10 protein-coding genes are annotated in these 12,444 nt (G+C 65.9%); 1 reads left to right on the forward strand and 9 read right to left on the reverse strand.

Going from position 1 to position 12,444, the window contains the following annotated elements; genetic code table 11:
• Window positions 1–8: 8 nt before the first annotated feature.
• The 8 genes from M1B35_RS00695 to M1B35_RS00730 form a co-directional block, all read right to left on the reverse strand.
• A complete protein-coding gene (locus M1B35_RS00695) occupies window positions 9–680 on the reverse strand; it encodes a GntR family transcriptional regulator (RefSeq protein ID WP_123333640.1) in 672 nt (223 codons plus the stop codon).
• Window positions 681–1,096: 416 nt separating this feature from the next.
• Window positions 1,097–2,557, reverse strand: coding sequence for an amidase (locus tag M1B35_RS00700; RefSeq protein ID WP_268260931.1), 1,461 nt, complete (start codon window positions 2,555–2,557; stop codon window positions 1,097–1,099).
• Between the two features lie 16 nt (window positions 2,558–2,573).
• Window positions 2,574–3,830 (reverse strand): MFS transporter, encoded by a 1,257-nt coding sequence (locus tag M1B35_RS00705; RefSeq protein WP_268260932.1) that lies wholly within the window; start codon window positions 3,828–3,830, stop codon window positions 2,574–2,576.
• Between the two features lie 10 nt (window positions 3,831–3,840).
• Window positions 3,841–4,773, reverse strand: a complete 933-nt coding sequence (locus M1B35_RS00710; protein ID WP_123333646.1) for a SphA family protein — start codon at window positions 4,771–4,773, stop codon at window positions 3,841–3,843.
• A 78-nt stretch (window positions 4,774–4,851) separates the two neighbouring features.
• On the reverse strand, window positions 4,852–5,787 hold the full coding sequence (locus M1B35_RS00715; RefSeq protein WP_425273375.1) for a helix-turn-helix domain-containing protein: 936 nt from the start codon (window positions 5,785–5,787) through the stop codon (window positions 4,852–4,854).
• A 184-nt stretch (window positions 5,788–5,971) separates the two neighbouring features.
• Window positions 5,972–6,919 (reverse strand): SphA family protein, encoded by a 948-nt coding sequence (locus M1B35_RS00720; RefSeq protein WP_123333650.1) that lies wholly within the window; start codon window positions 6,917–6,919, stop codon window positions 5,972–5,974.
• Between the two features lie 82 nt (window positions 6,920–7,001).
• Window positions 7,002–7,769 (reverse strand): coniferyl-alcohol dehydrogenase, encoded by a 768-nt coding sequence (locus M1B35_RS00725; RefSeq protein WP_268260934.1) that lies wholly within the window; start codon window positions 7,767–7,769, stop codon window positions 7,002–7,004.
• A gap of 62 nt (window positions 7,770–7,831) precedes the next feature.
• Window positions 7,832–9,307 (reverse strand): benzaldehyde dehydrogenase, encoded by a 1,476-nt coding sequence (locus M1B35_RS00730; RefSeq protein WP_123333654.1) that lies wholly within the window; start codon window positions 9,305–9,307, stop codon window positions 7,832–7,834.
• Between the two features lie 280 nt (window positions 9,308–9,587).
• On the opposite strand from M1B35_RS00730, the gene M1B35_RS00735 reads away from it, so the two are divergent.
• Window positions 9,588–11,351 carry a sigma-54-dependent Fis family transcriptional regulator gene (locus tag M1B35_RS00735; protein ID WP_268260935.1) on the forward strand — a complete coding sequence of 588 codons (1,764 nt, stop codon included), beginning with the start codon at window positions 9,588–9,590 and terminating at the stop codon, window positions 11,349–11,351.
• A 39-nt stretch (window positions 11,352–11,390) separates the two neighbouring features.
• On the opposite strand, the gene M1B35_RS00740 is transcribed toward M1B35_RS00735, so the two are convergent.
• On the reverse strand, window positions 11,391–12,398 hold the full coding sequence (locus M1B35_RS00740) for a zinc-dependent alcohol dehydrogenase family protein (RefSeq protein ID WP_123333658.1): 1,008 nt from the start codon (window positions 12,396–12,398) through the stop codon (window positions 11,391–11,393).
• Window positions 12,399–12,444 lie beyond the last annotated feature (46 nt).

The following is a 12,444-nucleotide window of genomic DNA, read 5'->3' on the forward strand; positions in this document are numbered from 1 at the left end:
TTCTAGATCTACTTTTTTTCGCTTTGCAGAAACTTGATCAGCTCCGGCACCGTGCCTTCGATGTGCTCACGCACCACCGCCTCGGCCCGCTCGGCATGGCCGGCACGAATGGCGTCGAGGATCACCGCGTGCTCTTGGCGCGCGCTCATGGGCTTGTCGACGTGTTGCAGCCACAGGCGCATGGGCGCCTCGATCAGCGAGTACAGGGCCGAGATCTGCTTGAGCAACCGTGGCCGGCCGCTGAGGCTGCACAGGTATTCGTGGAACTTGCGGTGGCGGCTGACCCACTCGGCGCTTTCGTCGCGGTAGTCATCCATTTCGTCGAGCAAGCGCTCCAGGGCCGCCAACTGGCGCTCGCCGATGTGGGCCACCGCCACCCGCACCGCCAGCCCTTCCAGGGCGCTGCGCATCTCGAACACTTCGTGCAATTCGTCGATGTCCAAGCCACTGACAATCGCCCCGCGGTTGGGCCGCAGCGTCACTAGGCCCTGGGCATCAAGACGGCGAAAGGCTTCACGCACCGGCATCCGGCTCATGCCGATTTCCCCGGCAATATCTTCGGCAATCAGCCGATCGCCCTTGCAATAACGGCCGCAGCAAATGGCCTCCAACAGAAAGTTGTAAGCCTCCTCCTCGGCAGTCAGGGGCTGACGTTCAACGTAAGCGGGAGCGAATTGCATGGGCAGCACCTTTTGAATTTTTGTATCCAATTATCCATAAATTCAAAAATGCAGAAGCCGTGCCAGGTTTGCGCACTCACACTCAAGTGATTGATTCAGAACGAACAACCACTCAAACCCAGGCGAGGTCGCCTGAAAGCAGGTGCGCGAAGGCTGGGGGGACTGCTACCAAATGGCTCAGTGGAAGGCCCATAACGGTGCAGCATGGGGGTTGGGTAACAGTGAGTGATCACAGGGACTCGCCGTAAGGCCGACACCCTGGGCAGCGATTACCGCAGCAATGGATAGGGACACCCGCGATTATTTTCAACGCAGGTGCCAGCGTGATCGCTGGCAAGCCAGCGCCTACAGAAGCCAGCGTCTATGGGGCGCAACGGGGTGATCGGCGCCGTGGGTGGCGGCGCCCGGGTGGGGAGCTAGAGGTGGGAAGGTAGGCAGGCATTCACCGGGGGTAGCCGGTGGCGCCAGGGCCGGGCTTGTTCCAGTTGCGCGGCCAGGGCCAGCAATGTGTGTTCCTCGCCAAACCGCCCGGCAAAGTGCGCGCCCATGGGCAGGCCGTTATCGCTCCAATACAGAGGCACAGACATCGCCGGTTGGCCGCTGGCGTTGAATAAAGCGGTAAAGGGCGAGTAGCTGTGGAAGCACTCAATCAGTTGCTCAAGGCTCAGGCTGTCGTCTTGCAGGTCCAGCTCGCCGATGGCCACCGGCTCGCGGGCCAGGGTGGGGCTCAGGATCAGGTCGTAATCCTGCATAAACACCGCCAGTTGACGACCCAGGGCATGGATCCACTCCACCGCCGCCGCGTACTGCGCGCCACTGACCTGGCCCTTGTCGCGCAGGATGATACGGGTGCGGGCTTCCAGCTCCTCGGGCTGCACCGCAACACCGCGCATCTGCCCCAGCAAGTCCAGGTAGTTGCGTGTGCTGGCGCCGATGATGGTGAACACCTGGTCGAGAAACGCCGGCAGGTGCACCGGCAACTGCGCCGGCTCGACCCGGTGCCCCAGGCTTGCGCACAGCCGTGCGGCATCGCGCACCGACTCCAGGGCTTGCCCGGAGGTGGGCCAAGGGCCCAGTTGCTCCACCAGGGCGATGCGCAGGGGTTTGGGCGGGCGTTGCACAGCGCTGCTGTAAGACGTGGCCGCCAGCGGCGCGGCATAGGGCGCGCCGAGGTCGATGCCGGCGGTGGCGTCGAGCAAGGCGGCGCTGTCACGCACCGACAAGGTGATGGCGTGGGGCGTGCCCATGCCGGCCCAGCCCTCGCCCACCATCGGCCCGGACGGCAACAGGCCACGGCTCGGCTTGAGACCGAACACCCCGCAGCAGGACGCCGGCACCCGCAACGAGCCGCCACCGTCATTGCCGTGGGCAAAGGGCGTCACTCGCGCCGCCACCAGGGACGCCGCACCACCGCTGGAACCGCCGGCGCTGTGCGCGGTGTTCCAAGGGTTACGGGTGGCGCCGAAACGTCGCGACTCGGTGGAGTACGAGGTGCCGAACTCCGGCGACGTGCTGGTGCCGAGAATCAGGCAGCCGGCGCGGCGCAGGCGGCTCACCACTTCGCATTCAAAATCCGCGCGGAACGGTCCCAGGGCCAATGAACCATTGGTCATGGCCGCGCCCTGGACCGGGGAAAACAGATCCTTGATCAGGGTCGGCACCCCGGCAAACACGCCGCTGCGCGCCTGCGGATCGAGGGCGGCTGCGCGGGCCGGTGCATACAGGCGCTCGGCCAGCGCATTGAGTTGCGGTTCGACCTGTTCCAGGCGAGCGATGACCCCGTCCAGCAGTTCCACCGGCTGCACCTCGCCCCGGCGGACAAACCCGGCCAGGCCGGTGGCGTCTTGTTGATCCAACAGGTGCTGGATGTCTTGCATGGCGATTACTCCAACGCTACTTCAACGACGAATAAGGGGATGGCGCAACGGGTTTGAACCGACGCTGCACCGCGGCCAGCACCCACAGCAGCCCGGCACCGACACTGGCCAGGGCCAGCCAGGCAATGGCGTGGCGCAGGTCACCGGCCAGCGCGGTGGCGGCGGCCACCACCAAGGGGCTGACGAACTGGCCGAAATACAGGCAGGCGGTAAACCCACCCAGGCCGCGACCCCGGGTGCGGGCGGTCAAGGCCTCCATCACCGGGGCCATGACGTTGGGCACCAGCAGCCCGGCGCCCAGGCCGTGGATCAGCACCGCGGGCAATACCTCGGCGTAGCTCTGCCCGCGCATCAGCAACCACAGGCCCAGGCCCAGCAGGAACAGCAGCAGCGCGTTGGTGCCGGCGCCGCCCAGGCGTCGGCGCAACAAGGGCCAGGCCAGGGAGCCGCCCAGGGTCGCCAGCAGGCTGAGGCCGGCGGACAAGCCGATCAGGGTGCTGGAGGTGACGCCCAGGCTGACCAGCAGGATCGGCGTCTGCACCGGCACCACAAAGCTCAAAACCATGCCGCCGAGGATCAAGCCATAGCCCAGCAGCAAGGGCAGCAGCGCCACCCGCTCCGGGCGCTGTTCAGACACCTGTTCCGCGACCTGGAGTGGGTCGCGCTGGGGCTCCCACAGCACCTTGACCATCGCCGGCACCAACAGCAGCGGCAGCAGGTAGAGGAAGAATGGCAAGCGCCAGGAGTGCTCGCCCAGGGCCCCGCCAATGATGAAAAACAACGCGCCCACCAGGCCGATGGTCACCACCTGCCGGTTGATGTAGCGCAAGCGTTCCTCGCCCTGCCAGTAGTCGGCGATCAAGGTGGCGCAGCAGGTCATCACCGCCGCCTCCGCCACCCCGAACAGCAAACGCACCAAGACGATCGACGACAAATCACCCAGCAGCGCCGGCACCGCGCCGAGCAAGGCATACAGCACCGTGGCGATCACCAGCAGCGCCTTACGCCCGACCCGGTCGGCCAGCCAGCCGGCCAACGGTGCGCACAGGGCAATGGCCAGGGCCGGGCCGGTGACCGCCAGGGGCACCAGCAGGTCGGCCTGGGGCGTGATCGGGCCGAACTCGGCGCCGAGCTTGGGCAGGATCGGCGCGATCATCACCGAGCCCATGATGGTCAGGCTGCTGCCCAGCATCAGCACCAGCCCCTCTCGACGCCCGGTCGCCTGGCGCGCAGCCGCCGGCGCCACATGGGCAGTGGAATGCACAGAAGTCATGGTGAGTTCCTCAGAAACTTTGCGAGACGCGCAAGGCCACGGTGTAGCCCTCGGCCCGGTTACTGGCGTCGGTCTCTTTGTAGGCATGCAGCCAGATCGGTGGCAGCCCCGGCTTGAAGTAGCTCAGGGCCGGGCCCACCGCCAACACCCGGGCGCGGTTGCCGCTGGTCAGCCCCGGCGCGTCATCGTCACTGAACTGGCGGTAGTAGTAGCCACCGATGCCCGCCGTCCAGGGGCCGAAGTGCTGGCCCACGGCGAACTCGTGGCGATACTCCACGCCATTCTTGTAGTCGGTGTCCGGGTTGCGGGTGTTGATGTCCACTTCAAAGCTCGACGACACCTCGAAGCCGCTGTCGCTGATCCAGGTGGCGTTGAAGATGGGCGAGAAGGTCCAGTGGTTGAGCCCCGGGGAAATCAACCGGTTCTTGTCGTAGTCGCCGGTTGGCGCCTGGATCTGCAACTGGGTGTTGACGAACAGGTTGGGCGACAGCGTCCATTGCAGGATCACCGGCAACAACTGCACGTCGGCCAGGCGGAACGGGTCGGCCTCCAGCTTGAGCGGCCCGCCCGGGGTCGGCACCTCCACCGAGGCGTCCATCTTGAAGAACGGCACCACGGTGCCGAAGCCGTACTTGGCGCCGAAGATTTCGTGGTCGGTCATGCGCATGTAGGCCAGGCCGATGGACAGCACGTCCAGGGAGAAATGGTTGTCCAGGGACCGGCCGTGACGGTCCTTCTGCACGTTGGCCGAGTAGAACGCCGTGCGCAGGCCCAAGGTGCCGAATGGCGTGGCCGGCGGCATCATCCCGGCGCCGAAGTCGTAGACCCCAACGGCGGTGGTCGGCGCGCCATTTTCAGTGGCCTGCGCCGTGGCGCACAGGCCCAGGCACAACAGGCTGAAACAACCGATGCGGCTCAGGTTGGAATTATTCTTGTCGTTCATCGAAGGCCCCTCCCAATCAAGTGGTGTGGGCCATCCTAGTAACGCCCCCGGTCGGCGGGTTATCCGTTTTCAGCACAGTTAGCGACGGTGCAGGGTCTGCGACGGGGTCTCGCCAAACAGGGTGCGGTAATCGCTGGCAAAACGGCTCAAATGCCAGAACCCCCAGCGCGCCGCCACCTCTTGCACCCCGTGTTCGCGGGTACTGTCGCGCAGTTCGCGACGCACTGCATTGAGGCGCAGCGCCCGCAAATACGCCACTGGGTTGATGCCCAGGGTTTCCTGGAAGCAGTACTGGAGTTTGCGCCGGCTGGCGCCGATGTGGTTGCACAGGTCGAGGATCGACAGCGGCTGGTCCAGGTGCCCCAGGGCGTATTCCCGGGCGCGGTCGACCATGCGTTTGCGCGCCGTAGGGTTCAGCGGAGGCGCCTGGTCCGGCGCCACCAGCTCCAGCAACTGCACCATCACCGCATCACGAATGCCGTGGCGGATCGCCTCGTAACCCAGGAGGTTGGTCCGGTCCTGGTCGGCGCCGGCCAGTTCATCGAACAGCGCGCTCAGCTCGGCTTGCACCGAAGAACCCGCGAGGCGGTAACACTTGGGAAGATCGGTAATTCGAAACGCCGCGCCCTGGCGCTCCAACAAATGGGCCAGGGCCTGCTCCTCCACTGCCACACCCAGCAAGTCCAGGTGCTCGGGCGTGCGCAGGTCCGGCAGGTTATTGCCGTGAGCTACGAGCAGGCTGGGCTCATGAATCGGGTGCCCGGAACAGAACACCGGGCCCTGGGCGCTCAAGGGCACGCTGAAGGTAATGGCGCCCTCCCAGGCGGCGCCACTCTTGAGCATGGCCTGATTAGAGCGGTCGCGGACCAATTGCATCCAGTCGGCCCGCAACTCGATCAGCTCACCGTCGAAACGCCCGGGGCTGAGTTGGTCATAACGCACCTGCCAGCCGCCCATGTTCTGCGCGTGCTGGTCGATGTCGCTGGTGTGGAAACGCTGCAACGGCGCGGTCATCAACGCCGCGCTGGCGGGCGCCGCAACGGCGCAAAAAGAACGGTTCATCGAGCTGTCCTGTAAGGCCCGCAAGGCTGACTGGGGCTGCAAGACGCAAATTCCATTCCGCCGCACCCGCTGTCGGCACAATTGTGCCGAAAACGGCTAGCCGGGCAGCCATGCCGCGCCGCCCGACCGTTGCGCCCTAGAACTTGTGCAACAGGTTAAACACCAGCTTGTTGCCCTCGGTGCGGTTCTCGGCCTGCTGTTCAAAGTAGGCGTTGACCGACAGTACGTTTTCCTTGCTGAAGGCGTAGAGCACGCCCGGGCCGATGGCCCAGACTTTTTCCCGGCGGCCACTGACGGTGTGACCGTCGACTTCGGTGTCGGTGATCTGCTTGAGCCAGTAGCCGTTGAGCCCGGCGCTGAATTGCTCGCTGAAGGCGTATTGCAGGGTCAGGTTGGCGTGCAGGGCCTGGCCGGCCTGGGTGTCGCTGACGTCGCCAAAACCGGCTGCCGGGTCGTCGTTCTTGCCGTTCCACAGGTACATGAACCGGCCGCTGGCCGACCACTTCGGGCTGAACCAATAGGTGGCGGCGTAATAAGGGTTGAACGACCAGAAGTTGCTGCCGGGGTTGATCGAACGGTTGCGGTCGTAGGCGCCGACCGGCACCGAGACATCGGCCTCGACGCGCTGGGTCAGCAGCGGGCTGCCATCGGCGCGGATCAGGGTTGGCAGTTGCAGAAAGGCGCCAAGGATCACGTCGCCAAACCCGGCGCGTGAACTCAAGGCGGCGTTGTTCAGGCCATCGTCGACATCGACATGGGCCAGGGAGGTGTTGATCAGGGTGAAGCCGGGCATGGCGCCATTGGCCAGGGGCTGGCCGACGTAAATGATCTGGGTGGTGGGCGCCACCACTTCCAGTTGCTGCTTGGGCAACGCCAGCTTGTTGCCGTTGGCGTCGTTGAAGCGGTTGGCCCGGGAATAGGTCAGGTATTCCTCCAGGTACCAGCCCGGCCCGGCCGGTGCCGGTGAGCCGTCGTAGAAACTGGTACTGCCCAGGTTCAGGCCCGGCAGGTCATAGGCCTGGGCGTTGGCGCACAGGGCAACGGAAATCGCGGCCGCAGCGGTCCGCAAGCATGGCTTGAGCATCGTGAAAGTCCTGTATTTTTGTTGTTGTTCAAGACCCCCGGCGCGGTGAGCCCGCGACCGGGGTTTAACGCCAGTGCGACCTTTACACGTAGGTCGCGGCCAGGCCGCCGTCCACCGGCAGGTTGACGCCGTTGACCCAGCGCGCTGCATCCGAGCAGAGGAAGGCAATCACCGCCGCCACCTCGTCGGCCAGGGCCGGACGCTTCATGCGCACGCTGTCGCGGGCCACCCGTTCCTCCCCCAGCATGCTCACGAAATCCCCGAGGATCGGCGTCAGCACCGGCCCTGGTGCCACGCAGTTGACCCGCACCGAATGGTCGCGGAACCAGCTGTGGGATTGCTGATAACTCCAGACGATCAGCGCTTCCTTGAAGTACTGGTAGCAACTGCCCTGGGGCACCGGGTTGGCCGCCAGCCACTGTTGCCCCGCCGCATAGGATTCAGTGGACGCCAGGGCCTTGTGCAGCGCCAGGCGTTCCGGCCACTGGGCGCCCAGGATCGACGCCACATTGACGATGCTGCCCCCCGGGGTCATGCGCGGCAGCAACCCCTCGCTGAGGTGGCGCAGGCCCAGGTAGTTGACCTGGGCCACCGCCTGCACCGGCGCGGTGCCGGGGACGCCGGCGACGTTGCACAGGGCGTCGATACGTTCCGGCAGGCGTGCCACCAAATCATCGATGCTGGCCGGGTCGCCCAGGTCAGCCTGGAAGAAGCCGTCCAGGGTCAGTTGCGGTTCGTGGCGATCGATGCCGATCACCCTCGCCCCCTGGAACTGCGCCAGGCGCGCCAGTTCAGCGCCGATACCGGAAGCGGCACCAGTGACCACCAGGGTTTTGTTATGCAGGTTCATGTTCAAGCCCTCTTATTCTTGTCTAGGCAGGGTTGTGGTGCAGGCATGCGCGATGGTGAACGTCAGAACGGATAGGCCGGCGGAGTGTTTTTCACCGTGACCCATTGCCATTGGCTGTACTCGTCCCAGTCCGCCGGGCCGCCGACGCTGCCGCCATTGCCCGAGGCGCCACGCCCGCCGAAGGGGTTGACGCACTCGTCGGCAACGGTCTGGTCGTTGATGTGCAGCAACCCGCACTGCAGGCGTTCGCCGATGGCCATGGCGCGGCCCACCGACGGCGAAATCACCGCGGCAGCCAGGCCGTATTCAGTGCGGTTGGCCAACTCGATGGCTTCTTCATCGCTGGCAAAACTCACCACCGTGGCCACCGGGCCGAACACTTCGTCTTCGAAGGCGCGCATGCCCGGGCGCACACCGCTGAGCACCGTCGGCTGATAGAACAGGCCGTGGGACTCGCCCCCCGCTTCCAGGCGCGCGCCGGCGTCCAGGGTGTCCCTGACAATCTGCTCCACCCGCTGCAACTGCCGGGCGTTGATCAACGGCCCCAGGGCGGCCTCGCCCCGGGCGGCATTGCCCACGGTCAGGGCCCGGGCCTTGTCCACCAGCTTGCGCGTCAGGGCGGCGGCGATGGATTCATGCACCAGGATCAAGCCACTGGCCATGCAGATCTGCCCCTGGTGCAGCCAGGCGCCCCAGGCGGCATTGCTGGCGGCCAGGTCCAGGTCGGCGTCTTCAAGAATGATCAGCGGGTTCTTGCCGCCCAACTCCAGGGCGACCTTTTTCAGATGCCGCCCGGCCACCTCGGCCACTTTGCGCCCGGCGCCGGTGGAGCCGGTAAAGGCGATCATCCGCACATTGGGGTCACGACACAGCGCCTCGCCGGCATCCGCGGCCCCCGGCAACACCTGCAACAGGCCCTTGGGCAAGCCGGCGGCCTCGAATAAACGGGCAATCAGCAAGCCGCCGCTGATGGGGGTCTGCGGGTCGGGTTTGAGCACCACTGCATTGCCCGCCGCCAGGGCCGGGGCCACCGAACGCAAGGACAGGATCAGCGGGAAATTGAACGGCGAGATCACCCCGACCACGCCGTGGGGCTGGCGCCGCGCATAGGACAAGCGCCCCGCTTCGCTGGGCAACACCAAGCCGTGGGGCTGGGACAGCAACCCTGCCGCCTGGTGCAGCAACACAATGGCTTCGCGCACTTCATGCTCACCCTTGAACAGCGCGCCGCCGGTTTCCCGAGCGACATACAGAGCCAGTTCGTCGAAAGATTGCTGGGCCCAGCCAGCCGCTTTGCGGAATACCTCGGCACGCTGACGTGGTCCCAGGGCCGCCCAGGCCGGCTGAGCCAGGGACGCTGCACGGCAAGCGGCAGCAATATCGGCCGGGTCGGCCATGGCGCTGTGCATCAGCACCTCGCCGGTCGCCGGCTCGATCACCGCTTGCACCGGGGCCGACCCGGGCACCCAGTCACCATTGAACAGGCATTGGGACTCAAGGGCCCGCCGCAGAAATTGAGGGGTTTCAGACACAGACATTGCACACTCCCGGTTCTTGTAATTGTCTTCGTCGTCGCGGCCCCAAGGGCTCACACAACGCCGTACCAGGCCTTGAGCAAGGGCTGTGCCGGTTTCGCCACGGCGCTTGCAGATGACACGCCGACCGCTCTAGCTCAAGCCTTTGCACGATGGAACCAGTGACTCATCGCCCGTCCCGGGTGGCCCCTGCGACGGCCGCGCTTGTTCAATTGATAAAGTTATGTTTAATAACTATCTCGCCAATTGCTCATATCGATCACTGCGTTCCAGGGGCATCACAATGACAACTCCCCACTGCCCGCTGCCCGACCACCAGGTGGCCAGCGAACCCTACCGCCCACGGGGCGACAGCAGCGAACTCAGCGCCAGCAGCTCACCGACACCGGCCGAACTCAATGACTGCCTGTTTTTCTCCCCCGACGACGGGCGCATCTGGCTCAACGACCAGCGCATGCTGTTGCTGCACAGCTCCTCCTTTGGCGCCCTGCGCCGGGAGATCATCGAGCGCCAAGGCTTGGAGCAGGCGCGCGGGCTGTTCACCCGCACCGGTTATGCTTCCGGGGCGCGGGATGCGCGGCTGATCCGTGAGCGCTGGCCCCAGGCCGATGCGGCGGCGGTGTTTCGCGCCGGCACCCACCTGCACAGCCTGGAAGGCATGACCAAGGTCGAGCCGCTGCACTTCAAGTTCGACGCCGACTCGGGCTTCTACGAAGGCGAGTTCCTCTGGCACCACTCCTGCGAAGCCGACGAACACGTGGCCGCCTACGGCATCGGCCAGGACCCGGTGTGCTGGACCGAGTTGGGCTACGCCATCGGTTTCGTCAGTTGCCTGTTTGGCCAGATGGTGATTTTCCGCGAGGTGGAATGCCGCGGCATGGGCCACGCCAACTGCCGGGTGCTGGGCAAGACTGCCGCCCAGTGGGGCGACGTCGAGCAGGACCTCAGCTACCTGAATGTCTCGCCGCTGCCGGCGCTGGCCGCCCCGGTCCCAGCGGCCAAACCGTCCGCCGTCATCGCCCCGGCCTCCAGCCAGCAGCCGCTGATCGGCACCAGCGCAGCGTTCAATGCCGCCACCCAAGCCCTGCAGCGCGTGGCGGCGACCCCGGCCACGGTGCTGATCAGCGGCGAATCGGGCGTGGGCAAGGAACTCTTCGCCCGCCAACTGCACCAACTCAGTCAGCGCCGGGCCGGGCCCTTTATCGCCCTTAACTGTGCGGCGATCCCCGACAACCTGATGGAAGCCGAGCTGTTCGGCGTCGAGCGCGGCGCCTTCACCGGCGCCACCCACTCGCGGCCCGGGCGCTTTGAGCGGGCCCAGGGCGGCACCCTGTTCCTGGATGAAATCACCTGCCTGAGCCTGGCCGGTCAAGGCAAGCTGCTGCGTGCCCTGCAAGAGCGGGAAATCGAACGGGTCGGCGGCGGCCACGGGATTGCCGTGGACGTGCGGGTGGTGGCGGCCACCAACATTGATTTGCGTAAAGCGGTGGCCGACGGCGAGTTTCGCGCCGACCTGTTCTACCGCCTCAATGTCTACCCCATCGCCCTGCCGCCCCTGCGCGAGCGCCGCGATGACATTCCGCTGCTGATCAACGCCTTTCTCCAGCGCTATTGCCACGAGTACGCGCGCACCCCGGCCGGGCTGACCATGCGTGCCCTGAAGGTGCTGCTGCGTTATGACTTTGCCGGCAACGTGCGGGAACTGCAGAACCTGATCGAACGGGGCCTGATCGCCAGCGAAGACGGCCAGGCGATTGATCTGGTGCACCTGTTTCGCAATGAATCTTTACCCGAAGAGGCTTACTCCCTGGATGATCATGGCAGCCTGTCCCTGACCCAAGGGGCAAGCGATCAGGCCCAGGCGACGCTGCTCGACAGCCTGAATCAGCGCGACCCGGACTTCTCCATCGACGGCCTGGAGTCACGGCTGATCAACGAGGCCCTGGAAAAAAGCGCCGGCAACCTGGCCGCCGCCGCCCGTTTGCTGGGGCTGAGCCGGGCGCAGTTTGCCTACCGCTTGAAGAAGCACCAGCGCGCCGAAGCCTGAAGCGTTGGCCGGGCCTGGCGCCCGGCCATGAGGCAGGGTTTAGAAGCTCAGGCAGATTTTCCCCAGGTGCGCCCCCGAGGCTTCATGGGCGAAGGCCTTGGCGATGTCGTCGAGGGCAAAGGTGCTGTCGATCACCGGCTTGATGCCGGTGGCCTCCAGCCCACGAATCATCTCCAACTGGTGCTGGCGGCTGCCGACAATCAGCCCTTGCAGGCGTTGTTGCTTGGCCATCAGCGCTGCGGTGGGCACCGGACCGGCCCAGCCGGTGAGCACGCCGATCAGGGCAATGTGCCCGCCGATGCGGCACGCCGTGATGGACTGCGGCAGGGTGCCCGGGCCACCGACCTCCACCACATGATCGACGCCCCGGCCGCCTGTGAGTTTCAGCACTTCGGCGCCCCACTCCGGCTGCTGGCGGTAGTTGATCGTGTGGTCAGCCCCCAACTCACGCACCCGCGCCAGCTTCTCATCGGAGGACGAGGTGGCGATCACCGTCGCCCCCATGGCCTTGGCCAATTGCAGGGCGAAGATCGACACCCCGCCGGTGCCCAGCACCAACACGCTGTCCCCGGCCTTGAGGCCGCCGTCCACCACCAAAGCGCGCCAAGCGGTGAGCCCGGCGGTGGTCAGGGTCGCGGCCTCGGCGTGGCTGTAGCCGGCCGGCGCGCGGGTGAACCAGTGGCTGGCCTGCACCACCACTTCCCGGGCGTAACCGTCAACGCCGTCGCCCGGGGTGGTGCTGAAGTCGGCAATGGCCGCACCGCCGTCATGCCAATGCGGGAAGAAACACGACACCACGTGGTCACCCACCTGAAACTCGCTGACACCCGCGCCCACGGCTTCCACCACCCCGGCGCCGTCCGCCATGGGAATGCGGCCATCAGCGGTGGGCAGGGCCCCGGTCACCACCGCGTAATCGTGGAAGTTCAGCGAACAGGCATGCAGGCGCACACGGATCTGCCCGGCACCGGGTTGGCCCGGGTCGGGCAGCTCGACGCTGTGCAGGTTGTCCAGGGTCGCGGGCAAGCTGAGCTTGATGGCTTTCATAAGAAGGGTCTCCGGCAGGCTGAAATAAAACCGGCGTCCAGCATAA

Origin of the sequence: Pseudomonas morbosilactucae (assembly GCF_023241665.1) — a bacterium.
Classification (GTDB): Bacteria; Pseudomonadota; Gammaproteobacteria; order Pseudomonadales; family Pseudomonadaceae; genus Aquipseudomonas; species Aquipseudomonas morbosilactucae.

What these genes read in the sequence shown, in the direction of transcription:
- M1B35_RS00695 (WP_123333640.1), bottom strand. Translation starts at nt 680, where the DNA reads ATGCAATTCGCTCCCGCTTACGTTGAACGTCAGCCCCTGACTGCCGAG.
- M1B35_RS00700 (WP_268260931.1), bottom strand. Translation starts at nt 2,557, where the DNA reads ATGCAAGACATCCAGCACCTGTTGGATCAACAAGACGCCACCGGCCTG.
- M1B35_RS00705 (WP_268260932.1), bottom strand. Translation starts at nt 3,830, where the DNA reads ATGACTTCTGTGCATTCCACTGCCCATGTGGCGCCGGCGGCTGCGCGC.
- M1B35_RS00710 (WP_123333646.1), bottom strand. Translation starts at nt 4,773, where the DNA reads ATGAACGACAAGAATAATTCCAACCTGAGCCGCATCGGTTGTTTCAGC.
- M1B35_RS00715 (WP_425273375.1), bottom strand. Translation starts at nt 5,787, where the DNA reads ATGACCGCGCCGTTGCAGCGTTTCCACACCAGCGACATCGACCAGCAC.
- M1B35_RS00720 (WP_123333650.1), bottom strand. Translation starts at nt 6,919, where the DNA reads ATGCTCAAGCCATGCTTGCGGACCGCTGCGGCCGCGATTTCCGTTGCC.
- M1B35_RS00725 (WP_268260934.1), bottom strand. Translation starts at nt 7,769, where the DNA reads ATGAACCTGCATAACAAAACCCTGGTGGTCACTGGTGCCGCTTCCGGT.
- M1B35_RS00730 (WP_123333654.1), bottom strand. Translation starts at nt 9,307, where the DNA reads ATGTCTGTGTCTGAAACCCCTCAATTTCTGCGGCGGGCCCTTGAGTCC.
- M1B35_RS00735 (WP_268260935.1), top strand. Translation starts at nt 9,588, where the DNA reads ATGACAACTCCCCACTGCCCGCTGCCCGACCACCAGGTGGCCAGCGAA.
- M1B35_RS00740 (WP_123333658.1), bottom strand. Translation starts at nt 12,398, where the DNA reads ATGAAAGCCATCAAGCTCAGCTTGCCCGCGACCCTGGACAACCTGCAC.